The sequence below is a fragment of the Tunturiibacter gelidiferens genome (genome assembly GCF_013410115.1).
In the GTDB taxonomy this organism is placed as follows: domain Bacteria; phylum Acidobacteriota; class Terriglobia; order Terriglobales; family Acidobacteriaceae; genus Edaphobacter; species Edaphobacter gelidiferens.
In genome coordinates this window covers 764873-788565 of the sequence record NZ_JACCCV010000002.1, presented here as the reverse complement: position 1 = coordinate 788565, position 23693 = coordinate 764873, and the positions used below count along the sequence as shown (strand labels likewise).

At 58.1% G+C, this 23693-nt stretch carries 19 protein-coding genes; 7 read left to right on the top strand and 12 right to left on the bottom strand.

All coding sequences use genetic code 11. From position 1 onward, the window contains the following. Positions 1–345: 345 nt before the first annotated feature. Together HDF12_RS15280 and HDF12_RS15275 are read right to left on the bottom strand one after the other, a co-directional pair. A complete protein-coding gene (locus HDF12_RS15280) occupies positions 346–1749 on the bottom strand; it encodes an amidohydrolase family protein (protein WP_179584751.1) in 1404 nt (467 codons plus the stop codon). Between the two features lie 236 nt (positions 1750–1985). Then, positions 1986–2294, bottom strand: coding sequence for a DUF6582 domain-containing protein (locus HDF12_RS15275; RefSeq protein WP_179584749.1), 309 nt, complete (start codon positions 2292–2294; stop codon positions 1986–1988). A gap of 127 nt (positions 2295–2421) precedes the next feature. Here HDF12_RS15275 and HDF12_RS15270 point away from each other — a divergent pair, with 127 nt between their 5' ends. Next, the gene (locus tag HDF12_RS15270) at positions 2422–3738 is read left to right on the top strand and encodes a metal-dependent hydrolase family protein (protein ID WP_179584747.1); all 1317 of its coding nucleotides are present in this window, start codon (positions 2422–2424) and stop codon (positions 3736–3738) included. A 22-nt stretch (positions 3739–3760) separates the two neighbouring features. Here HDF12_RS15270 and HDF12_RS15265 read toward each other — a convergent pair whose 3' ends face one another. Both HDF12_RS15265 and HDF12_RS15260 read right to left on the bottom strand, forming a co-directional pair. Then, positions 3761–4270 (bottom strand): DinB family protein, encoded by a 510-nt coding sequence (locus HDF12_RS15265; RefSeq protein ID WP_179584745.1) that lies wholly within the window; start codon positions 4268–4270, stop codon positions 3761–3763. A 208-nt stretch (positions 4271–4478) separates the two neighbouring features. Beyond that, positions 4479–5240 carry an enoyl-ACP reductase FabI gene (locus HDF12_RS15260; RefSeq protein WP_179584743.1) on the bottom strand — a complete coding sequence of 254 codons (762 nt, stop codon included), beginning with the start codon at positions 5238–5240 and terminating at the stop codon, positions 4479–4481. A 133-nt stretch (positions 5241–5373) separates the two neighbouring features. Between HDF12_RS15260 and HDF12_RS15255 the strand changes: the two genes are divergently transcribed. Next, a complete protein-coding gene (locus HDF12_RS15255; RefSeq protein WP_179584741.1) occupies positions 5374–6690 on the top strand; it encodes a Gfo/Idh/MocA family protein in 1317 nt (438 codons plus the stop codon). Positions 6691–6699: 9 nt separating this feature from the next. Here HDF12_RS15255 and HDF12_RS15250 read toward each other — a convergent pair whose 3' ends face one another. The 5 genes from HDF12_RS15250 to HDF12_RS15230 all read right to left on the bottom strand — a co-directional run bounded on the left by HDF12_RS15250 (position 6700) and on the right by HDF12_RS15230 (position 11329). Next, the gene (locus HDF12_RS15250; protein WP_179584739.1) at positions 6700–7077 is read right to left on the bottom strand and encodes an EVE domain-containing protein; all 378 of its coding nucleotides are present in this window, start codon (positions 7075–7077) and stop codon (positions 6700–6702) included. Between the two features lie 37 nt (positions 7078–7114). Beyond that, on the bottom strand, positions 7115–7972 hold the full coding sequence (murI, locus tag HDF12_RS15245) for a glutamate racemase (RefSeq protein ID WP_179584737.1): 858 nt from the start codon (positions 7970–7972) through the stop codon (positions 7115–7117). 239 nt (positions 7973–8211) lie between these two features. Then, positions 8212–8865, bottom strand: a complete 654-nt coding sequence (locus tag HDF12_RS15240) for a GerMN domain-containing protein (RefSeq protein ID WP_179584735.1) — start codon at positions 8863–8865, stop codon at positions 8212–8214. Then, positions 8862–9698, bottom strand: coding sequence for an N-acetylmuramoyl-L-alanine amidase family protein (locus tag HDF12_RS15235; RefSeq protein WP_179584733.1), 837 nt, complete (start codon positions 9696–9698; stop codon positions 8862–8864). Before HDF12_RS15235 ends, HDF12_RS15240 begins: the two co-directional genes overlap by 4 nt. Positions 9699–9895: 197 nt before the next feature. After that, the gene (locus HDF12_RS15230) at positions 9896–11329 is read right to left on the bottom strand and encodes a DUF1015 domain-containing protein (RefSeq protein ID WP_179584731.1); all 1434 of its coding nucleotides are present in this window, start codon (positions 11327–11329) and stop codon (positions 9896–9898) included. Between the two features lie 262 nt (positions 11330–11591). On the opposite strand from HDF12_RS15230, the gene HDF12_RS15225 reads away from it, so the two are divergent. From HDF12_RS15225 to HDF12_RS15205, 5 genes are all read left to right on the top strand, one after another. After that, on the top strand, positions 11592–12758 hold the full coding sequence (locus HDF12_RS15225; RefSeq protein WP_246373377.1) for a VWA domain-containing protein: 1167 nt from the start codon (positions 11592–11594) through the stop codon (positions 12756–12758). A 16-nt stretch (positions 12759–12774) separates the two neighbouring features. Then, positions 12775–13896, top strand: a complete 1122-nt coding sequence (locus HDF12_RS15220) for a VWA domain-containing protein (RefSeq protein WP_179584728.1) — start codon at positions 12775–12777, stop codon at positions 13894–13896. A gap of 104 nt (positions 13897–14000) precedes the next feature. Beyond that, complete coding sequence (gene cysK, locus HDF12_RS15215) at positions 14001–14927, top strand: cysteine synthase A (RefSeq protein WP_179584726.1); 927 nt, start codon at positions 14001–14003, stop codon at positions 14925–14927. Positions 14928–14970: 43 nt separating this feature from the next. Then, a complete protein-coding gene (locus tag HDF12_RS15210; protein ID WP_179584724.1) occupies positions 14971–16128 on the top strand; it encodes a trans-sulfuration enzyme family protein in 1158 nt (385 codons plus the stop codon). Positions 16129–16366: 238 nt separating this feature from the next. After that, positions 16367–17524, top strand: coding sequence for an acyl-CoA dehydrogenase (locus HDF12_RS15205; RefSeq protein ID WP_179584723.1), 1158 nt, complete (start codon positions 16367–16369; stop codon positions 17522–17524). Between the two features lie 17 nt (positions 17525–17541). Here HDF12_RS15205 and HDF12_RS15200 read toward each other — a convergent pair whose 3' ends face one another. The 3 genes from HDF12_RS15200 to HDF12_RS15190 form a co-directional block, all read right to left on the bottom strand. Beyond that, a complete protein-coding gene (locus HDF12_RS15200) occupies positions 17542–18783 on the bottom strand; it encodes a DUF5009 domain-containing protein (RefSeq protein WP_179584721.1) in 1242 nt (413 codons plus the stop codon). Beyond that, entirely contained in the window at positions 18780–19856 is a 1077-nt protein-coding gene (locus HDF12_RS15195; protein WP_257025688.1) for a glycoside hydrolase family 18 protein, read from the bottom strand. Before HDF12_RS15195 ends, HDF12_RS15200 begins: the two co-directional genes overlap by 4 nt. A 256-nt stretch (positions 19857–20112) precedes the next feature. Continuing rightward, on the bottom strand, positions 20113–23370 hold the full coding sequence (locus tag HDF12_RS15190) for a TonB-dependent receptor (RefSeq protein ID WP_179584717.1): 3258 nt from the start codon (positions 23368–23370) through the stop codon (positions 20113–20115). Between the last annotated feature and the right edge of the window lie 323 nt (positions 23371–23693).

The window sequence follows — 23693 nt, the reverse complement described above, 5'->3', positions numbered from 1 at the left end:
GGACGAGAGCGGTCGGGCTTTCGCCCGATGCCATACATCAAAATCGATGTATGGGGCACCCGGCTTTAGGGACCTCTGATTTAAGCCGTAAGTAGAAAGTTTGGTGGTGGGTGGGTGCTAAGGCCCCGGAGGTGAGGGTCGAAAAGCTTCGATGGTATGGGGTATGTGAAGACTGTCGGGATCCTTCGCTCCCGCTCAGGATGACAGCAAATACTGGGGAGCACCACTAATCAGAGGTTCCTTAGAGCGGATTTGATGTTGGTGTGGAGGAAGGCAACCGCAGATTCCCTTCGGGAATGACAAACAGAATGCCAAGAGGCGGCTCTACACAACTGCGGCGTTGCTCTAGTGTTGTGCGAGGACGCGACGGTTGGACTCGGATTGGATTTTGTCGAGGTCGTGGTGTAGGAGTTGGTTGTGCTCGACCATCAGTTCGCCGCCTACGTAGACGCTGTCGATGTCGCGCTCGGCGGCGATGAGGACGAGATTTGCGTAGGGGTCTTCGAGGGAGACGCCTAGACGCTTTGGGTTGATGAGGAGGAAGTCGGCGAACTTGCCGGGTTCAAGTGAGCCGAGTTTGTCTTTGACGTTGAGGACGTCGGCGGAGCCCATGGTGTGCAGCCAGAGGACCTGATAGGGACTCATGACGGAGGCGTCTTCGTATTTGTCGTGGATGGCGTAGAGGCCGGTGCGCATGTTTTCAAAGGGGTCGGCGAGGTCGGCGCTGGCTTCGCCGTCGACGCCCATGCCGACGCGGATGCCCATCTTGAGGTACTTCGGTATGTCGGCTACGCCTGAGGCGAGGCGGCCGTTGGAGAGCGGGTTCCAGGACATGGAGGCGCCGGCTTTGGCGGTCTCTTGGAGGATGAATTCGTCGGAGTGGATGAAGTGTCCGAAGATGAGCTGGTTGTTGAGCAGGCCGCTGTCCATCATCCAACGAAACTTGGAGCGCTGTTCGCCTTGGTCGTCGGGCGCTTCGATGTAGTGGGTCTGATTGCCGAGGTGGAACTCCTTCATCATGGCAGCTTCCATCATTGCCTGCTGGTAGGTGTTGTTGAATGCGGTCATGCCGCTGATCATGACGCTGAGGAAGTGCGGATTGGCTGGCTGGGCGGAGGTCCAGTCGAGGAAAGTCTTGAGGCGTGCGCGTGCCTGATCGATGGTGATTGAGGGAGACATACGGTCGGGTCCGTAACTATGCACGAAGCGGATGCCGGACTCTGATGCACCGCGGAACTGGGCTTCTTCGAACTGATTGTTTAGCTCTGCGGTTTTGGCTCGGCCGCCGTAGGTGAAGTTGTAGGCGGTGGTGATGCCGTGCTCAAGGTGGTCGAGCGAGCCGAGGAGAGCGAACCAGTACATGTCCTCGGGCGACGCTTTGGCAGCGTGGATTCCGTAGAGATCGTCGATCCAGCCGGGGAGAGTTTTGTCGGCTGCGAGGCCGCGGTAGGCAGCTTGCCAAAGGTGGCTGTGCGCGGAGATGAAGCCGGGGATCATGAGGTCGCCGTGGGCGTCGATGACTTTGTCGGCGTGGAGGGTGGCGGGCGGGTCTCCGGCAGCGACGGCGAGGATGGTGCCGTCTGATGCGATGGAGAGATAGCCGTTGATAGGCTCGCGCTGGTTGGCGGCCATGGTCATGATGCGCGCGTTACGGATGATGAGTTTGGGGTTCGCGGCGAACGCGGCAGAGGTAAGGATCGCGAGGAGGATGGCCGTCCGGCGAAGGAGGACTGGAAGATGACGGGGCATGGTTGTGTTTAGCGCGGATGGATTGTCAAGTCAATTGGAAAGTGTGCGATGCGGGAAATGGCAGATGTTCTTGGTGTGGGGTGAATGTGCGGAGAAGGCAGGTTGGCTGGGACCTCCGGCTACTGGTTGTGGGCTGCTTCGCCGGATGCCGCGTCGCAACACGCCGGATGCCCGATTGCAAAACATAGATGCGGGCACCCGGGTGTAGTTTTGAGTGCTGCTTGACGAGGTTTGTGTCAGGCTGACTTTTTGTGTTTTGGGTTGGCGGTGTGTGGTTTTTTACCGAGATCGTGCCAGTCAGTTTCGGGCATTTCTACACCGTAGTGTTTGGCTGCAGCTTTGATATTGGCAAAGGCCTGTTCGCGTTCGTGATCGGTGACATCCTTCACCTGGTCGAAGCGGGCGATGGCGTTGCGGACGTGGGAGGCGTTACTAAGAGGCTCTTTGCGCTTCTCAGGAAAGGCGTAGACAGAGGCCGGAAGGTCGTTACGCTCTTTGGCGTCGAGAGCGTTGTTGTCTTCGTGGTGTTTCCAGGTTGCTTTCATATTCCCTCCATGTGTACTCCAGCTTGCCGCTGGTCGGGTTGCGTACGGAGGTTGGATGTGGCGCGGTGGCTGCGGCGTTGTGAGGATGGGCGCGATCTGGCTGATTTCACGGTATGCTGCTGGAACTATGAAAAAACTTCTTTGTGGACTAGTGTGCGGGTTGGTTGCGGGTTTTGCGGCGTTGGCGATTTGCTTGGCGCAGGATGCAGGGCCAGCTAAGCATGTGGTGGTGCTGCATGCGGCGCGGATGCTGGATGTAGCTGCCGGGAAGTTGGTGGCTCCGGGTGAGGTGCTGGTGGAGGGAGAGAGGATTGTTGCGGTGGGTCCGCACGTGGAGCGACCTGCCGGCGCAGAGGTGATCGATCTGGGGGATGCGACGCTGATGCCGGGGTTGATCGATGCGCATGTGCATCTGTTTCTGCATCCGGGGGCGGAGGATTTGCAGACAGTGCAGGAGAGTGTGCCGGAGCGGACATTGATTGCGGCGGGGGCGGCGAAGGCGGATTTGATGGCGGGATTTACGGCGGAGCGCGATATGGGTACCGAGGGTGCGGGTTGCGCGGATGTGGCGGTGCGAAATGCGATCAACTCCGGGTTGATACCTGGGCCGCGGATGCGGATGAGCTGCAATGCGATCGATTTGACCGGCGGGCACGAGGACGCGATTGGGTATAACCCGGCGCAGAGGGTGCTCTCGAATGCAGACTATGCGGATTCGAGTGAGGAGATTGTGAAGGTGATGCGGGAGCAGCGGAAGGGCGGCGCGGACTTTACGAAGGTGTATGAGACGGGGAAGGATGGTGTGCGGGAGGGTGAGTTTGTGACGCCGTATCAGTACACGGAGGCGGAGCTTCGAGCGGCGGTGAAAGAGGCTGAGCGGACGGGCGGTGGAGTGGGATCGGGGCGGGGGGTGGCGGTGCATGCGACGGGGGAGCCGGGGACGGGGTTTGCGGTGGCGGCGGGTGTGGCCTCGGTCGATCATGCGTATCAGTTGAGCGATTCGACGATGAAGGCGATGAAGGAGAAGCAGATTTATGCGGTGCCTACGTTTGCGATCAGCGAGTACTTTGCCGACCACGCCGCGAGTAAGGCGACAGAGGCGAGAGAGAGGCAGTTGATTGTCTACCATGCGGCGGAGTTCAAGAAGCAATTGGCGGCGGGGGTGCCGATGGCGGTGGGGAGCGATGTGGGGCCGTTTCCGCACGGGACGCAGGCGCGTGAGTTGGAATTGATGGTGGAGTTTGGGATGAAGCCGGCGGCGGTGTTGCAGGCGGATTTGCTGAATGGAGCGAAGCTGCTGGGTTGGGCTGGGAAGATTGGGGAGTTGAAGGCTGGGTACTATGCGGATGTGATCGCAGTGCCGGGAGATCCGTTGGTGGATATCTCGGCGACGACGAAGGTGGTGTTTGTGATGAAGAATGGGGTGATCTACAAGCGGCCTTGAGGTGCGGCCTGAAGGATTGCTCTCAGGCTGACCATTGCTCGTCGGCAGAGGGGCCGTAGAGTGCGGGGACGGGGATGTCGTTGAGGCGGAGATACACTCCAACCTGGGCGGTATGGTGGATGAGATGGTCGAAGCACATCTCGCGGAAGGATTGGGAGCGCGGTTTGTGGGAGATGACTTGTTCGCCGTAAGAAAACTTCCACAAAGTGGAGAGACGCTCGTCGCTGGCGGAGGCTAAGGAAGCACGGCATTTGGCGGAGCATTCCTCAAGCTGCTTCAACGCGTTTTCGCGAGTGGTGAACTCGAGAGCCATGTGTGGGCGTTTGGAGGTGGCCATATCCATGCCGTCGTCTTCCAGGATGTAGTAACCGAACATAGGAAGAGTGGCGCAGTGCATGGCGAGCCTGCCGAGAGGCATTGATTTGTCGTGACACTTCCAGTTGTTTTTGTTCTCGGGGACGCGCTCGAGGGTGCGGCGGGTGTTGGAGATTTCGGTGTCGAAGTCCTGGAGGAGAATTTCAGCGATCGTCATGTCGGCTCCGTCTATACGGACAGAAGGATATACGAAGCGGGAAGAGGGAAAGATGAAAAGTAAATGCGAAATACAGGGATCCTTCGGCTGCGCAGGTCACGATGAGACTGTGACCTGCGCAGCTCAGGATGACGTGCTGGGTGGTTGCTATCGGGTGTGGTTGCCGTGGTAGTGGCCGGTGACGTTGTGATACGCGGGGGGGCCTTTGTTATAGACCGGTGATGTTGAAGCCGCAGTCGACGAAGGTGATTTCGCCGGTGATGCCGCTGGCGAGGGGGCTCGAGAGGAAGAGAGCAGTGTTGCCAACCTCTAAGGCATCGACGTTGCGATGGAGTGGGGCGCGCTGTTCGACGGCGGTGAGGATGCTGGTGAAGTCGCTGATACCGCGGGCGGCGAGGGTTTTGATGGGCCCGGCGGAGATGGCGTTGACGCGGATCTTCTTTGCGCCGAGGTCCGAGGCGAGGTAGCGGACGGCGGCCTCGAGGCCGGCTTTGGCGACGCCCATGATGTTGTAGTTGGGGAAGACTTTTTCTGCGCCGTAGTAGGTGAGGGTGAGGATGGAGCTTCCTTCGGCCATGAGAGGCTCTGCGGCGCGAGCGAGGGCGATGAGGGAGTAGACGCTGATGTCGTGCGCGATGCGGAAGTCTTCGCGGGCGGTGTTGAGAACGTTGTTCTTGATGTTCGGGGCAAAGCCGATGGAGTGGACGAGGATGTCGATCTTGCCGTAGGCGGATTTGAGCTGGTCGATGACGCCGTCAATGTCGGCGTCGATGGAGACGTCGCAGCGGAAGGTCTTTGTTCCGGGGAGATCGGCGGCGAGCTCTTCGGCTTCGCGCTGGAGGCGTTCGTTCTGGTAGCAGATGGCGAGGGTGGCGCCGGCTTCAAAGAGCTTCTGGGCGATGCCCCAGGCGATGCTGCGTTTGTTGGCGAGGCCGAAGACGACGGCTACTTTGCCTTTGAGGTCAATCATGATGCGCGGTGATCCTTTCGAGATGGCTTGGCGGCTGAGGCGCGGCCCAACAGAAAGGATAGCAGGGTGAGGGCGGTACGAGAGCGCGGCGGATTCTTCTATAGTGGAGGCGTTGTTCGAGGAGGATATTTTGATGTCGGAGTTTTCGCGCAGACGGTTTTTACAGACGGGGAGTGGGTTGGCTATGGCGGCGGCTCTGCCGGGAGCGGTGGTGCTTGGGCAGGAGCAGGCGCAGCCGGTGGCGAGTGGGGACCGGGTAAGATTCGCGAGCATCGGCGTGGGGATTCAAGGGTCTTCGCTGTTGAGGGCTGCGGTGACACTGCCGCAGGCGCAGTGTGTGGCGGCGTGCGATCTGTATGACGGGCGGCACACGTTGGCGAAGGAGATTGCGGGCGCGAATATCAAGACGACGCGGCGGTATCAGGACATTTTGGAGGACAAGGATATCGAAGCGGTGATTGTTGCGGTGCCAGATCACTGGCATAAGCAGATCACGGTGGATGCGATTCGCGCGGGGAAGGATGTGCATTGCGAGAAGCCGATGTCGCACACGATCGCTGAGGGGGAAGAGATGGTGGCGGCGGTGAAGGGGAGCAACAACTTTGTGCAGGTGGGTTCGCAGCGGGTGAGTTCGAAGGTATTTGGGAAGGCGAAGGAGTTGTACGACTCGGGCGCGATTGGCGAGGTGCATCAGGTTGAGCTACAGCTGGGGAGAAACTCGCCGGGTGGAGCGTGGGTGTATCCGCCGCCGTTGGATCTTTCGCCGGAGACGCTGGACTGGGCGACGTGGCAGGGGAGTGCGCCGAAGAAGGCGTTCGATCCGATTGCGTTTGCGCGGTGGCGTGCGTTTCACGAGTACGGCACTGGGATGGCGGGTGACCTGATGGTGCATCTGCTGAGCGGGATGCAATTTGTAACTGGGATCAATGCAATTCCGGACAGGGCTTATTCGATTGGGGGGATCTATCGCTGGAAGGATGGGCGGAATATGCCGGACCTGATGGTGACGGAGTTTGAATATAGCGGTGTGCCGGTGACGGTGCGATTGACACTGGGGACGGATACGCCGGAGGTGACGCGGGTGATGGGGCCGAAGGGTGTGATCGAGATTTCGAATACCAATACGGTCACGTTGATTCCTCAGCTGGGAGTGGATCGGTCGCCGGCTTATGGGATCAATGGGTTTCCGGCGGCGATGCATGCGCAGTATGAGAAGCAGTGGCACGCGGAGCACGATGCGTTTCTGGCGGAGCATCCGTTGGATGACACGATGGCTTGGAAGGGACCGTCGTGGGATGAGCTGCGGCCGCACCTGGCTACGTTCTTCGATGCGGTGCGGTCGCGGAAGCCGGTGGCGGAGGACGTGGTGTTTGGATACCATGCGGCGGCGGCTTGCCATATGGCGAATGCTTCCTACTTCGAGAAGAAGGTGATCTTGAAGAAGGCTTAGGAAGAAGGCTTAGGTGGTGAGCCAGTCGTACTGGGCGTCGGTGAGGGGGACGACCGAGAGGCGGAACTGGCGGAAGAGGATGGAGTCTTTGAAGACGGCGGCGGTGCGCATCTCGTCGAGAGGCTTCTCGGTTTTGAGGCGCTTGACGGGCTTGATGCGGACCTGCGGGTTTTTGGGGTCGGTAGCGTCGACGGAGACGACCTTCGCTGTGCCTATGGCGGCTTTGCCGATGTTGGAGTGATAGATGACGAGTTTTTCTCCGGGCTTCATGCCACGAAGGTTGAGGAGGGCCTGGGGGTTGGAGATGCCGTCCCAGGTGGTCTCGCCATCGCGCTCGAGGTCTTCGAAGGAGTATTTGGTGGGTTCGGTTTTCAGCAGGAAGGGCATCGTTTTCTCTCCGTTTGAAGGATAAAGCAGGTTCAGCTTAGCCGCCGAGGTCGACGAGATTGACTTCGGTGACGGGCTGGCCGAGGAAGTTGGAGCCGAGGCGCTGGAATTTTTCTATGGAGTCGGTGGCGTAGAAGGTGCAGGTGGGTTTGGCGGTGGGGGTGAGGTTGGGGAAGTGGTGGGCTACGAGGGTGGCGGTGGCTCGGGCGGTGGCGTCGGCGGAGTCGATGATGGTGAGGGGGTGGCCGATGGAGTCGAGGGTGCGGTGGATGGCCGGCTCGATGAGTGGGTAGTGGGTGCAGCCGAGGAGGAGGGTCTGCGTGGCGGGTGCGGCGGCAAGGGCTTCGGTTAGGTAGATTTTTAGAACTTCGTCGGTGACGGGGTGGTTGGTCCAGCCCTCTTCGACGAGGGGGACGAGGAGGGGGCAGGCTTTTTCGCAGACTTCGAGGCCGAGGGCGTTGAGGGCGTGGGTGTAGGCGTGGGACTGGACCGTGGCCTGAGTGGCGAGGACGAGGACGTGGTTGGGGCTGTCGGGGAAGCTGGAGGTTGCGAGGGCCGCCTGGGCTCCGGGTTCGACTACGCCGATGACGGGGATGGGCAGGGCTTGCTGGATGTCCGGCAGGGCGAGGGCGGTGGCGGTGTTGCAGGCGATGACGAGGAGGTCGGCTCCTTGTGCGTGGAGGAACTTTGCACTGGAGACGGCGTAGCGGGCGACGGTCTCGCGGGACTTGGAGCCGTAGGGGAGACGCGCGGTGTCGCCTAGGAAGAGGTAGTGGGCGTGTGGGATGAGCGGGAGGAGCGCGCGGAGGACGGTGAGGCCGCCGAAGCCTGAGTCGAAGACGCCGATGGTGAGGGATTTTGCGGTGTTTGGATTGGCTGCGGGGCTTTCGGTCATGGTTGTTTTATTGCTGAAGCTGCTTTCTTTTTTGTTGAGGGCTGTTTCTCTTGCTTAGGGCTGGTTCTTTCTGCTGAAGCTCTTGTTATTGTTTGAACATTCTTTTTTGGCGGAAAGGTTCGGAGGTTGTGAAGGGGCGGAGACCTTCGGGGTCCTTCGCTGCGCTCAGGATGACGGCAGAACGTGGAACGGCAAGAACAATAGTCGAGGCGACGAATGAACTATTTATGCTCTTTCTTTTATAGCTGAGGAGCTTCGGTGGGTGGGGCTGGGTGAGAGGTGGTGTCGACTGCGGGGTAGGTGCGGAGCAGGTCTGCGTGGCCGGCGAGGGTGTCGTGGGGCTGGCCGTCGACGAGGAAACGGACGCCTGTGACCTGCGGGAGGGCGGCGTGGAGGGTGCCGATGATCGATTGCACGGTGAGCGCTTCGACCTGAATGCCAGAGGGGTGGTTGTCTACGAAGGAGCCGCGGAGATTGACGATCGCCAACTGGGCGTTCTGTGACGAGCCGATGTGATACCTGTCGGGAGTGTTTGTCGCAGGGGTGAGGAGGAAGACATCATCGACCGCGGGACCGCTTTGGAGGGGGTGTTTCGAGGCGGGAATGGAGTAAGTTGCGAGGAGATGCTCGAGGAGGGTGCGGGCGCGGAGGGTGGGGGCCTGAGGGAGGGCGACGGATTCGGTGGTTGGGGTGATGGAGGCGTCCGCGTCGTTGGCGAGGTAGAGGGAGATGTCTTCGGTGCTGGTGGCGGTGGGTGCGGCGATGGGAGTGGCGTCGTTGAGTGCGGCGAGACGTTTGTGAGCCTGCTGGCAGCCGCGGAGGAGGAAGGCGGACATGAGGAAGATGCCTGCGATGAGGCTCCAGAAGAGTATGCGCTGGTAGCGGGGGATCATCGGGCGGCTCCAGCGAGGGGGTTCTGGTTTCTGCGCCAGTTGGCGAGTCCGGTGGCGATGGCTTGGGCGATCTGCTGCTGATAGTTGGCGTCGCTGGCGGGGGTGGCTTCCCCGTCGGCTGGGACGAGTGGTGCGATCTCGATTGCGACGGCGGGGCAGGTGAGGTTGTCGAGAGGCCGGAGAGAGGAGCGGGTGAGTAGGACTGGCAGGCGGGAGTGGAGGAGGGCGAGGCCGAGGGAGTTGGCGAGGGCGAGGCTTTGGGGGATGGATGCGGATTGGGCGGTGTCCCAGGGGATCGCATGGCGGGTGTCGGCGTCGGAGTCGTCGGGTGGGGGAACGTCGGAGGTGATGATGTGGATGCCGTTGCCGCTGGCGGTGGCGTGGAGGACGAGGCAGGCGGTGGGGTGGGAGTGGTTGGCGATCTCGGCGCGCTGGTCGGTGGTGAAGGGGATGGCGGGGTCGGAGTCGCGGGTGGCGATGACGGAGAAGCCGCTGGTGGAGAGGAGAGCGCGGAGGCGGGCGGCGAAGGCGAGGGTAAGGGATTTTTCGGGGAGGCTGTCGGAGAGGCGGGCGCCGGAGTCGGAGCCGCCGTGGGCGGGGTCGAGGAAGATGGTGGTGCGGGGAATGGGTTGCTGGGCTTGAGCGGTGAGGGGGGCGAGGCTCGTCAGGAGGACGAGGAAGAGACGCGCGGCGAATTGTTTGCAGGGATGAGTCAAGAGAGTGTCTGGATGATTGTAAAGGGTGGGGTGGAGTGGGGAGAGAAAAGCGAAATACGGGGTCTTGACGGATACCGCAGCATGAATCGGTTCGCTGCAATTGAAAGCTGTAGCCACAATCCACTGCGCAGCTCACGATGAGACTGTGAGCTGCTTCGGTCGAGATGACAGTTTTAGAATTGGCGAAACTCCAAACAGCAGATTCTTCGCTTCGCTGCGGAAATGACAGCAAAAGGACAAGCAACAACAAAGCAATGGCACTGGCGAAAGCTGTGGCTAACAATGCGGGCAGGCTTTCTGCTTTGTCAGGCGTTTTAGTCGAGGGCGTAGATGGCTAGGCCGCTTAGGAGTTTTGGGTAGAAGTCGGTGGATTTCTGGGGCATGACGTCGCCGGAGAGGGAGATGTCGCGGAGCTGGTCGAGGGTGATGGGTTTGATGAGGAAGGCGATGTCTGCTTCGCCGCTGGCGACGAGCGCGGTGGCTTCGGAGGCCTCGCGGATGTAGCGGACGTTGCCGAGGCGGGTGATGGTCTCCTGATCGAGGCCGAGGAGCTTGTCGAGGATGATGCTGTGGAGCTGCACGACATCGAGCTGGGCCTGGCGGGGGGAGATGCCTTTGAGGGCCGCTGCGATGATGTCGGGCTTTGGGGTGAGGAGGTAGTTGCCGTCGCCGGTGGCGGCGAGGAAGGCGGTGCCGGGAGTGGCGTTGAGGTCGGCGAGGTCGGGGGTGGCGAGTTCTTTGACGTTGAAGAAGGCGCTGGCTTTGGTGACGAAGTCGGGTGAGCTGAAATTGGGCAGACCGTGGACGACGCGGTGGGTGGGGAGGATGGTAATGCCGGGCGCGTCCATATTGACGAATGTCATCATCATGGCGGCTTCGGGGAAGGCGGGGGTGGGCAGGGTGGAGCGGGTGTCGCCGTCCGCGATGACCGATGGGGAGCCGTCTTCGTCGCCGGGGATGGGCTGCTTGAAGGGGAGCTTGAGTTGGGCTGAGCGCTCCTTGGCGTAGGCGACGGAGGTCTCGTAGCGGTGATGGCCGTCGGCGATGATGAGTTTTTTGTCGGCCATGGCGGTGAGGAGGAGATTGATGATGTTGGGGTCGGTGATCTTCCAGAGGCGGTGGACGACGTTGTACTCGTCGGTGATGGCGAGGTCGGCTGGGGCGGTGTCCGGTCCGATCATGCCGCTGAAGTTTTTGCCGGGGCCGTTGGCGCCGAAGATGAGCTTTTCGGCGGTGAATGCAGGGTCGGAGTAGAGCATGTAGATCTGCTCGCAGTAGGCGCGGGTGGCCTTGAAGAGGGCGAGGCGGTCGGACTTGTGCTTGGGGAAGGTCTGCTCGTGGCGGTAGACGACCTTGTCGGCGTAGTCGTAGAGGTGGCCGAGGGCGATGAAGCCGCGACGTTCCCGGATTTCGTTGGTGCCGGGAACTTCGTAGGTCTGGGAGTAGCCGTAGACGGCGGGCTCGGACTCTTCGGCGAGGACGTGGTTGCGGCGCCACTCGCGGAGTGTCTCGGCGGCGCGGGTGTAGACGTTATGGGCCTGTTCGCCGGGGGGGAGGAAGTCCTGGGCATCAGTGTCGCCGGGCTCGTGTTTGCCGAGGATGACGCGGATGAGGTTGTAGGGGCTGGCTTCGTAGTAGCGCTGCTGCATGGCCGGGGTGATCTTGTCGTAGGGCTGGGTGACGACGTCTTCCATGTTGACGCGAGCGGGGTCGTAACGGAGGGCGCGGAAGGGGTAAAGACGGGCCATGCTTTGCAGGTTCTCCAGAGTTGGAATATGAGGTGATTGTACGGGTTGGGGTGTGAAGAGAGGGTAAGAAGGGGGTGACGAATCCGAAAGCGCACCTAGAACGTTGACGAGACAGCGTTAGCGACGCTCTGTAACGATCTGCAGCGAAATGATGACAAAAGGGGTTGACACGGGGTCTATTATCTTCAGAACGCAGCATCTGGTGGACTTGGCGGGCTGTGGGTCTGGTGATTAGTGGAGATGGTGTGGAGGAACTCCACGGATGGTACGACGGCCAAGTGGTCGCGAGGATGGCATAGGTGCCGAGATGGAGATCAACATACGGGACAAGGTAGTTGCCGGAGACGACAGGCGGAGAGATTGGGTGGCGGGTCGCCAGAGAGGGCGTCTGGCTGTGTGGGGGCTCGTGGTGCTGCTGTGCCTGGGGTTGTGGGGTGCATCGGGAAGTGAAGTCTGTCGCGGGCAGGAGCAGGAGAATCCGCTGGATGTGGTAAATACGCCGGCGCCGCCTACACCACCGAAGACACCTGAGGACAAGAAACCGGTTATTGAAGGCGCAGCAAACGCGGCTGCGCTGGCCACCTCGAGGCGGGATGCGCGGATTCGTGTGGATGTGAACCTGGTGTTGATTCCTGCGACTGTGACTGACTCGATGAACCGGCTAGTCACGGGATTGGAGCGGGAGAACTTCGAGGTCTTCGACAACAATGTGGGGCAGGTGATTAAGAGCTTTTCGACGCAGGATGCGCCGGTAACGATCGGAATCATCTTCGACCTGAGCGGGAGCATGTCGTCAAAGTTTGTGCGGGCACGGAAGGCGCTCAGTGAGTTTTTGAGAACGTCCAATCCTCAGGACGAATTTTTCGTGGTGGGGTTCAATGATCGGCCAGCGGTGATTGTGGACTATACGTCGGATGTCGACGATGTAGAGGCGCGGATGGTGATGTTGAAGCCCGAGAACCGGACAGCGCTGATCGATGCGATCTATCTGGGTGTGGATAAGCTGAAGCAGGCGAAGTATGAACGGAAGGCGTTACTGATTATCTCGGACGGTGGAGATAATCGAAGCCGTTATACGGAGGGCGAGCTGCGGCGAGTGGTTCGAGAGAGCGATGTACAGATTTACTCGATCGGGATCTTCGACCAGTATGCGCCGACGACCGAAGAGCAGCTGGGGCCTATTCTGCTGACGGATATCTGCGACATGACCGGAGGACGGATGTTCCGAGTGTCGGAGTTGGGGGATCTGGGCGATATTGCTTCGCGGATCAGCGCGGAGCTGAGAAATGAATATGTGATCGGGTACAGGCCTTCGGAGGTGAAGCAGGATGGGAACTGGCGTAAATTGAAGATACGACTCGTTCCGCCGCCAGGGCTTCCGAACCTGACGGTACATAATCGCCAGGGGTACTATGCACCTTCGCAGTAAGAGCTTTTGGCCAGGGATGGCCGCAGGATGGTTGATGCTGATGGCTGGTGGGGTGGGCGGTTGGGCCCAGCGGCCGGCATCTCCGCAGACACCCGCGAAACAACAACCCGTTTCACAACAGCCTTCGCTGACCGTCGATCGCGATCCGGTGGCTTCGCCTGACCCTGATACGCCGGCGCGGAGCCAGACAACCGCGCCGCAGGGTGTGGGGAGTAGCGGTACGATTGCGCGGGAGAACGGCAAGTATACGTTGCGGCAGGATGCTTACGAGGTCCGCCTGAATGCGACGGTGCTGGATGGGAGCGGGCGGTCGATTCAGACGCTGGATAAAGATGCATTTCATATTTATGAAGATGGAGTTCCGCAGACGATCAATTCGTTTCGGCACGAGGATCTGCCGGTGTCGCTGGGGCTGCTGATCGACAGCTCTGGGTCGATGTACGACAAGCGAGTGGCGGTGGACAAGGCGTCGCTCGATTTTGTGAAGCTGTCGAATCCCGAGGATGAAGAGTTTCTGGTGGACTTCTCATGGGAGGCGTTCATCGATCAGGACTTTACGAACAATATCGACAAGTTGCAACAGGGGCTGGGATACATCAAATCGAGCGGTGGAACAGCGATCTACGATGCGCTGGTGGCTTCGGCGGATTATCTGGCGAAGAACGCAAAACATCCGAAGCAGGTTCTGCTGGTGATTACGGACGGCGAAGATAATGCTTCGAGTGCAACACTGGAGCAGACGATTCGGAGGATTCAGGATCTCGATGGTCCGGTGATTTACTGTGTAGGCTTGCTGTTTGGTGAGGATACGGATAAGCGCGAGTCGCGGCATGCGCGCAGGGTGCTGGAGACGCTGGCGGAACAGACCGGCGGTGCGGCTTACTTTCCGAAGTCGGTGAAGGAGGTCGATACGATCGCCGCGGAGGTGGCGCAGGATATTCGCACGCAGTACACGATCTCCTATCACTCGACGAAGTCGCCGACGTTGGGTGGTTATCGCGAGGTGCATGTGGAGGCTAAGTCGAAGAACTTCGGGCGGCTTTCGGTGCGGACGCGGACTGGGTACTATCCGAGGGTGGTGGCGGATGCGAGCAAAGGTGGCGGCGCTGGCTTTAGTGACCCAGAAAAGAAGAACTGAGGCGTAGGATCGCTGATGGAGTTAAAGGCGATTGCCTCAGGATACCTCCGTCTGTTAGTACGATTGAACCTGACGGTCGATTTTGTGTGTGAAGGATTGGATTGATGAAGGTTGTTGAGAGCATTTTGGAGTTAGTTGGGCAGACGCCAATGGTGCGTCTCCGCCGGCTTGAATTGAGAAGTGGTAGTGAGAACTGCGCAGAGATCTGGGCAAAGCTGGAGTTCTTGAATCCGGGTGGAAGTATTAAAGACAGGGCTGCGCTCGGGATTGTGCTGGATGCTGAGCGGCGGGGCGTGCTGCAGCCTGGCGGCACGATTGTGGAGGCGACGGCTGGGAATACTGGTGTTGGGCTGGCGCTGATCGGAGTCAATCGCGGGTACAAGGTGATGCTGTATGTGCCGGAGCAGTTTGCCGAGGAGAAGTGCAAGCTGATGCGCGGACTCGGAGCGACAGTGGTTCGGACTCCTGAACCCGAGGGCATGGCGGGGGCTATTCGGAGGGCCCTGCAGTTCGAGAAAGAGACGCCGGGGGCGTTCGCTGCGCTGCAGTTTGAAAATCCGGCGAACCCTGACTTTCATGAGGAGACGACTGCAGCCGAGATTTGGGAGCAGATGGAAGGCCGCGTGGACGCGTGGGTCTCAGGGGTCGGTTCGGCGGGAACGTTTACCGGAGTGGCCCGGTTTTTCAAGAAGAAGCGGGCTGAGATTCTGACCGTTGCCGTCGAACCGCAGGGGAGTGTTCTGGAGGGCGGCGAGCCGGGACCGCATAAGGTGGAAGGAATTGGAGTTTCGTTTATTCCTGCGACGTTTGACCGCTCTGTGTGTGATCGCGTGATGATGGTGATGGACGAGCCAGCGTTGGAGATGGTGAAGCGGCTTGCTGCGGAAGAGGGTGTGTTCGCGGGGTCCAGCGCGGGGGCGATGTTGTGCGCGGCGGTTGACGTGGCGCGGGAGCTGGGAGCGGGGAAGAGAGTGGTGACGGTGATTCCGGATTCGGCGGAGCGGTATCTGTCGAAGGAATTGCTGAATTAATTTTTGATTGCAAAATAGATTGTGTTTATTGAGGTTACAAATAATGGAAGCGACGAAGAAACCTGGGTTTGCAACACGGGCGATTCATGATGGGCAGGCTCCTGACCAGTTGACGGGCGCGGTGAATGTACCGATTTATCTGACCTCGACATATCAGCAGGAGGAGATCGGGAAGAACAAGGGGCACGAGTATGCGCGGCTGACCAATCCAACACGAGATGCGTTGGAAGAAAGTCTGTGTTCGCTTGAGGGCGGGACGAGCGCTCATGTGTTCGGCAGCGGGATGGCGGCGATCACGGCGCTGTGCACGATGATGAAGTCGGGTGACCATGTGGTCTGCTCGGATAATGTGTACGGCGGGACCGGGCGGCTGTTTGACAAAGTACTGACGAACTATGGGTTGACGTTTACCTACGTCGATACGAGCGTGGCCGAGAATGTCGCTGCTGCGATTACTCCGGCGACGAAGTTGGTGCACATCGAGACGCCGACGAATCCGATGATGTCGCTGACGGATATTGGCGCAGTGGCGAGGATCTGCCATGCGAAGGGTGTGGAGTTGAGTGTTGACAACACGTTCCTGTCGCCCTATCTGCAGCAGCCGATCGCACTGGGCGCCGATATCGTGATGCATTCGACGACGAAGTTTTTGAATGGCCACTCGGATGGGTTGGGCGGCGTTCTGATCTGCACCAAACCGGAGCATGCGGAGACATTTCGGTTTGTGCAGAAGTGTACGGGCGGGATCTTGTCGCCGTTTGAGAGTTATCTATTGTTGCGCGGGGTGAAGACTTTGGCCGTGCGGATGAAGCAGCATGATGCTAATGGCCGCGTAGTTACTGAGTTTTTGAAGGGTCATGCAAAGGTTCAGCAAGTGTTTTATCCCGGGTTGGTTGAGCATCCGCAGCACGAACTGGCGAAGCGGCAGCAGCACGGGTTCGGGTCCATGATCTCGATGGAACTTGGGTCGCTGGAGAAGGCAAACAAGTTTGCAAAGGCGCTTAAGCTTGGACTGCTGGCGGAATCACTGGGAGGGGTGGAGACGTTGATATGTCATCCGGCGACGATGACGCATGCTGCGGTGGGAGCGGAGGGTCGCGCGCGTCTAGGAATTACGGACGGATTGATGCGGGTTTCGGTGGGGATTGAGGATGTGGAGGATATCGTCGCGGATTTGGGGCAGGCGCTGGATAAGATCTGAAGCGACGTCCTGCCGGACGGGCCTCCTGCGCGGAGGGCGGTCACTTCGTGACGGGTATACCTCGTGGTGGCGAGTGAAAGGCTGTGGTCCTCCCTTTGGTTGGAAGGAGATGGCGCAGATCAACGGGAGGCCCGATGCAGCGGACCTCGCACTTACATTGGTATACGCGTCACCCGTGCCAGAGTATGCATGAATGTGATACATGTATTAGCGCAGGTTATGAAGCCTTGGAGGATGCATGTTTGGGTTGACCGATGAGCAGAAGCAGTTGCAGAGCGCAGTACGGGCGTTTGCCGAGGGCGAGATTGCGCCACATGTCTCGGAGTGGGATGAAAAGAGCGAGTTTCCGCACGATGTGGTGAAGAAGCTTGGGGAGATGGGTTTGCTGGGGGTGATCTTTCCCGAGTCGCTGGGCGGAGCGGGTATGGGTTACGTGGAGTATGTGCTGGCGATTGAGGAGCTTTCGCGCGTGGATGGGAGTGTAGGAATCATCGTTGCGGCGCATAACTCGCTGTGTACGAATCACATCATGCTTGGTGGGAACGATGAGCAGAGGAAGCGGTGGATTCCCAAGCTGGCGAGTGGCCAGTGGCTGGGTGCGTGGGGGTTGACGGAGCCGGGTTCGGGCTCGGATGCCGGCGGGGCCCGCACCACGGCGGTAAAGCAGGGAGATAAGTGGGTGCTGAATGGGAGCAAGACGTTCATCACTAATGGGAGTTATGCGAACTGCGCGGTGGTGCTCGCGGTGACGGATAAGGAGAAGGGAACTCGCGGCGGGATCTCGGCGTTTGTCGTGGAGCGCGGAACGAAGGGGTTTCGGTCGGGTCGGAAGGAGAACAAGCTGGGGCTGCGGGCGAGCGACACGGCGGAGTTGATCTTCGAGGACTGTGAGGTTCCATCGGAGAATCTGGTTGGGAAAGAGGGAAACGGGTTTAAAGATGCTATGCGGGTGCTCGATGGAGGGAGAATTTCGATCGCGGCGCTGAGTCTGGGGATGGCGCGAGGAGCGCTCGATGCGGCGATGAAGTATGCGCAGGAGAGACGGCAGTTCGGTAAAGCTATCAGCGAGTTTCAGGCGATTCAATTCAAACTCGCGGACATGGCGACGCAGCTCGATGCGGCTTGGCTGTTGACGATGCGTGCAGCACAGATGAAGGATGCGGGCAAGAAGGTGACGCTAGAGTCGGCGATGGCGAAGCTGTATGCGAGCGAGGCTGCGTGCAAGATCTGCGACGAGGGCGTGCAGATTCATGGGGGGTATGGGTTCATCAAGGATTATCCGGCAGAGAAGTTTTACCGGGATGTAAGGCTCTGCCCGATTGGTGAGGGAACAAGTGAGATTCAGCGGATGGTGATTGCGCGAGAGCTGCTGGGGAAGAGCCCCAGCCGTGGATAGTGCAGTTTTTTATTGGGTCAGATCTGAAGTCTTAGCTTCCATTTGGTGAGTAGTGCAGCGAGGGCCAGAATCAATGCTGTGAAGATCAGGCATCTCAGCACGCCCGGGATGCCTGAGTTAGCGTGTTCCGCGAAGTATGTGAAGCCACACGCAGAGGCAATAAAAAAATAAAAGTCTGGGAGGAGGTAGGTGAGAAGGGTATTCTCGCCTGCTGGACGTGTAAATGCGGCCCAGCGAACGGCTCGCCTGACATCGCAGATCCAATAAAGCAGCGTGAATAACAGTACGTTGCAGCCAATGCTGTAGAGACACCAGGTTGGGGTGGCGCGAATCTTTGAGATGCCTAATGGAGTAAGGAGCCATCCGCATAAGAGCGTGATGCTGGCGAATGAGATGGCCGCGATAGATTTTTGTCGAGGCGTTTTCCATCGGAGGTCGCGGTTGTTCACAAAGATGCCCGAAGTGACAACTCCGGCCAAAGCGATCGAAGCCATGGCTCCGTTGCCGAATGGCCATAGGTAGAGCGGAATGCCGTGTAGAAATAAAATCCATTTTGCCGTTGATGCAATGCAGAGGACAGTCATGACGACGAACCACACGAGGGGCGCCCAGCGCCATTGTCGAGTTGCGATGTATAGGATTGAGACTGCGAGATACGTGTATCCGATCAATCCCAAAATCTCTGGATAAGATGTGCTGATCCACGCTGCGTGTCCGTCAGGCGTCGCTCTGCGGAAGATGGCGAACATCACTACCATCAATGCCAGACCGGAAAATCGCAGGATTCGAAATAGGGTTTGGTGGCGTTCGGAGCGGCTGTACACGTTCCAATAAAGTACGGCGCCGATAAGAGCGAAGATGGTCCAGAGCGCCGAATCGATCCCCATCAACGAATGGCTTCCGAGTTCAGCGTTGGCAAGAATAAGTCCGAGAACGACCAACGCGATGGTTCGTAGAATCACGTGGAGCCAGAGAGCGGGCATGGAGGGGTTTTTGCGGAGACGATGTTCCAGGGCGATGGGAACGGTCATACCGAGGATGAATAGGAAAGCCGGGAACACCATATCGACGTAGGTCATGGCATCGACTTTTGCTGGGGCGTGATAGTTCCACCAGGGAAGATCTTTGACTGCGGCTAATTCGTTGACGAAGATCATGAGAGTCATCGTGAGTCCGCGAAAGATATCGATGGATGCGACGCGATTGGCGCGAGTCGAACTGGTTATGCGCGTCAGGGGAAGTTCAATCGTCGAATTCATTTGGACTCCGTTGCCGTCGTGGGGTGACGCTGCAGACCGATATTGATTGAATCAAGGAGGGTATTGGCCGAGTCACCGGAGTACTCCCAGAACATGACGCCGGCTAGCTTGTGATCAATCACATACTCGCACTTCTTCTTTAGTGACTCGGGGTCCTCATACGATATGAAGGTTTGGGTGTCCCGATTGTAGAGGTAGGGAGCAGAAGCCTGCGCATCCCAATAGCGAATGTAACCGTCAGCCTGCAGGCTGGTTAAAGAGTTGTACGGGAGGTAGGTGTTGGGTGCTTCCTTGCCGGGCTGAAAAAGTCCGTGGGTTTGATCGGGGACCTGGCTCCAGCTTTTTCCATAGAAGGGCACGCCGAGCACTAATTTTTTCGCTGGCACGCCAGCACTCTCATACTCGTGAATAGTACGGTCGGCGGAGATCTTCTTCGGATCGGCCGGATTGGTGAAGAGGGGCGCGTGGTGTCCGGTGGTTTTATCCCAACTTGGAACGTAGTAGTCGTAGGACATCAGGTTGACGGTGTCCACGTATTTTTGCACTCTAGCCATCTCGGTGTGTTCCAGGAATTCAGTTGAAGCGCCGGTTGCGATAGAGATTAGGAGGCGCCGATGAAGACTCTTCTTTTCGTGATCGAATCGTGATCTCAGCTCTTTGAGTAGAAGAGTGTAGTTCTGCTTGTCTTCCGGACGATAGCGATGGCTATCCCCAGACATTCCGGGGTACTCCCAATCGATATCAAGACCATCCAACTGGTATTTTTCTACAAATTTGACCGCGCTATCGATGAAGATCTTTCTGCTTTGTTCTGTTAGGGCCATATCGGAGAAGTCACCCGACCATGTCCAGCCGCCAATTGAAACCAACACAGTGAGAGATGGGTTGTCGTGTTTTAGAGCATTGAGGGCAGCAAAGTTTTCAGCATCGTGCGCGAAGCCTTCTACAATTTGACCGTTTTGTAGATTGGCAAAGGCGTAGTTGATCCGCGTCAACTTTTCTGCTGATATTTCTCCGGGTGCGATGATCCTGTCTTTTGGAAAAATGTATGCAATGATCTGTTTTTTGGACAAGTCAGACGTGTCGGCGTGCAAGCAGGGTGAGAGGAACATAGTTAGAACAAGAATAGCCAGTGACGAAGGAGCAACACGAACTCTGAAATGATTTGAAGAGGAGCACCTACAGTTCATGGAATTCCTACTCTAGCCACGTCAACTATTTTGCGACTTTCTCTGTGGCCGAACGTCCGGGCAATAATTTCATTCTCGATGAAGAAAGAAAGAGGACGGCGAAGGTTCTTCGCCGTCCCGGAGGCTTCGTATTTATGGGTTAGAAGACAAATTTCAGTGCCAGTTGGATGTTGCGAGGTTCGTTGACTGTATTGCTGATCTGACCGAAGTTGTTTCCAGGGCTGGCGTTGTTGCTCGGCGGAGCCAAACTGACCATGTTGAAGGCGTTCAGGAAGTCGCTGCGGAACTCAACGTGACTCCCTTCTGTGATCGCGAAGTCCTTGGACAGGGCGAGGTCGATCTGCTGATAGCCAGGATCACGTTCTGAACCCACCGAGGAGTTTCCAAAGCTCGAGGCGCTCTGCTCTTGGTAGGCACAGGTTCCATTGTCGAAGTCACTTGCGCAGGTCTGAGCTGAAGGATCGGTGCCAAAATAGTTGGTTTCTGTACGACCCCTTACATGGAGAGAACGGAGGTGGTTGGCACGAGCTGCTCTGGCATTCACCGAGTTCGAATAGAAGGCATTTGAAGCTACGGTGATGGGGAAGCCGGTGTGGAAGCTCATGATGGAACCCACTTTCCAACCTCCAACCACCTCATCCGCAATGCGATTCATGCCACCACCGAACTGACGCCCGCGGCCGAAAGGCAACTCGTAGTAGCCAGAGATGGAGACGTTGTGCTTAGCATCGAAGTACGTCGGACCATAATCCGCGCCACCGTTATATGCATCCTGCCAGTACGCACTTTGTGAGTCGCCCGCACCGCCGCTTGCACCATAGTAGCCCAGGTTATTGCTGAGGCCCTTGCTGTAGGTCCAGTTGGCCAGGAACTCGAGGCCGTGGTCGAGGCGACGCCGTCCGGTTACCTGCAGCGAACTGTAGTTCATGACAGCTTCCGACTCGGTGTAGCTGATGTTCGCAATCTGGTTTAGGGCTGGGTTGAGAACAGATAGAGTCGTGATAGGAAGGGCGCAGGTGAGGCAGGCGCGCTGGTTTCCTTCACGCGGATCTACCAGGTGAGTTCCGTTCTGTCCCAGGTAAGCGACCGTTACGGAGGTGAAGTTGTCTACTTGATATTCGGTAGTAAGGTTGTACTGCTGAATCAAGGCGGGCTTCAGATTTGGCTGCCATGCCCGTACGTTACCCGCATATACAGACGGATCGGACGGACGATAGAAGCCGTTGGTGATGCTCAGGAAGGGAGCTCCGTTGGCGCAGGGCAATTTGTTGGTGCAGGATGCGTCGACAAAGAACGGCGGGTTGAGCGTGAGCCGCAGATTGGCTCCCGTGCCCTCCAGGAAGTTGGTAATGCCGTAACCGCCGCGAAGCACAAACTTGTCATGGAAGGATTCCGGCGACCACGCGAAGCCCAACCTCGGCATAAAGCCCGCATGATAAGCATTGTAGAGAGCACGCGGAGCACCGTTCACACCTGCGTTGGTGATCACGCCGGTGGTAAGGTTGATATTCGCCTGCTTGTTGTTGACCTCTATATAGGGCTGATCGTACTCCCAGCGCAGGCCGAGATTGATCGTCAGGTTGGAGGTCAGTTTGAAGTCATCCTGCGCGAAGACGGCGGGACGATACTGGCGTTGTCCCCAGCGGCCGGTTAGAGCGCCCTGACCTTCGGAGGTTACGTTGTCGCTCAAGAAGTCACCAACTTTGCCATTGAATCCGAACCAACCTAGTGACCCATCGTTGCCCGAGTAGTAGCGATTCTCCTGGTAGCGAAGCACCTGAGCACCGAACTTCAGTGTCTGTTTGCCGTGTTGCCAGGTGAGATTATCTCCGTAGGTATAAGCGTTCACGATGCTGTCGCTATTGATACCGCCGTAGGACCCATTGCCATCCTGAGCCTGCGGAGCGCCGATGTCATCCACTGTGCCAGAGTTAGCGCCATTGCCGATGACGAGGGTGCTGAAGCCGGGAACGAGTTGGGTTCCAGGTATGCCAAGTTTGGCGTTGCCAGTGAGGCCCCAATTGCCGGAGACGTCGGTTGGAGTTTGAATGTAGCGAGTGCGGCCATAGCCAGCACGCGCTTCATTGACGATGCTGGGCGAGATTTCGTGGGTCCAGTTGACAATGAATCCGGTGTAGGGGTCGTTGTTATTCGTTGGAATGTCGGTCGGTAGAGCGACCTTCGAGAAGCCGTCGTTCTCGCGGCCGATAGAGAAGCGACCAGAGATCGTGTCCCGGTTAGTCGCCCGCCAATCGATCTTGAAATCGCCCTGGTTGTTGACTGTGGCCTGGCCCGATGCCCCGACGAAGTTTACGGACGTGTTCGTCACGGTATTGGGCTCTGGATAAAGCTCTGGGTGGGCGAAGAGATAGATTGCTGCGGGATTCGTGATGCCGGGCAACGTGCGATCTGCTGCAGAGACGACCGTTCGGTTTTCGACGGTGGAGTTATGCTGGCGAGCTCCCTGGTAATCCACAAAAAAGAAGAGCTTGTCTTTGAAGATGGGACCGCCGAGTGTGCCGCCGAAGATGGCGCGGTTGAATGGAGCACGTGGTGCGCCGGTCAGCTTTGCAGCCCATGTATTTGCGTTCAAATTCTGGTTTTCACCGAAGAAGAAAGCGTTGCCATGGAATCGATTGGTCCCGCTTTTAGTGACCATGACTACCTGACCGCCGTTTGCGTTGCCGTACTCAGCGGTAGAATTGCCGGTGATGATGCGGACTTCGCCGAGTGCGTCGACGTTGGGGCTGTAGCCGATGTAGTTATCGATCGCCTCGTTGATATCGGCTCCGTCGAGAGTGTAGTTGTTGCTCTGCTCGCGGTTTCCGTTGACGTTGAACCCGCCATTATATTGACCGCGGCCCACGTTATCGAGCGCCTGGGGGTTTGGAGTGATGGCCCCGGCGACTAACAGAGTGAGCGTGGAGAAGTTGCGGCTCTGCAACGGCAGCTCCGTGGCGGCTGCTGCAGTAATCGTGTCGCCGGTCGTTGCGTTTTCTGTGTTAAGAATGGGCGCCGTGTCGGTGACGATGACATTGCTATTTGTTCCGCCGACCTTCAAGGCTACGTTTACTTTCGCTTCCTGATCGACTTCAAGCGAAAAAGCGTTGGTGCTTTGTGGAGCGAAACTACTGGACTCTACGGTGATCTTGTATTGTCCAATCTGCAAAAAATGGAGAGAGTAGATGCCACTCGGATTGGTCACAGTCGGAGTGGCTACACCTGTTAGGACGTTGGTAGCGGTTACCTTAGCGCCCGCCACGACAGCACCGGTTGGATCGGTCACGATACCGGTAATAGAGCCGGTAATGGTCTGCGTGAACGCTGGCAGACAAGTCGCGATGACCAGCGCTAACGCTGATAGACAACGGAATCCGAACTTTAGTCCTTTGTGCATTGCGTTCCTCCAAAGTAAATTTTCGAGCGAATTGCTTGTGCCTATGCGAGGTTTCGCGGTTGGCTTGTTCTGGCCCATCATGCTTGCTGCAACAGATCGTGTGCATTTCATTGGGTGGGACTTGAAAGCGTCAGACTTCGTGAATAGTCCGTAGGTCGAAATGAAAGGTTGCCGCGTTCATCGAAGCTTGTGATCTCTTCTGAGTGCGGATACTACATCTCCCGGAAAAGCAGGGAGCTCAATTTCTGATGTGACCAAAAGAAGGCAAAATTTGTTCAAGAATTGAAATGTGCGGATGACAGATCGTATAGACAACTGTACTG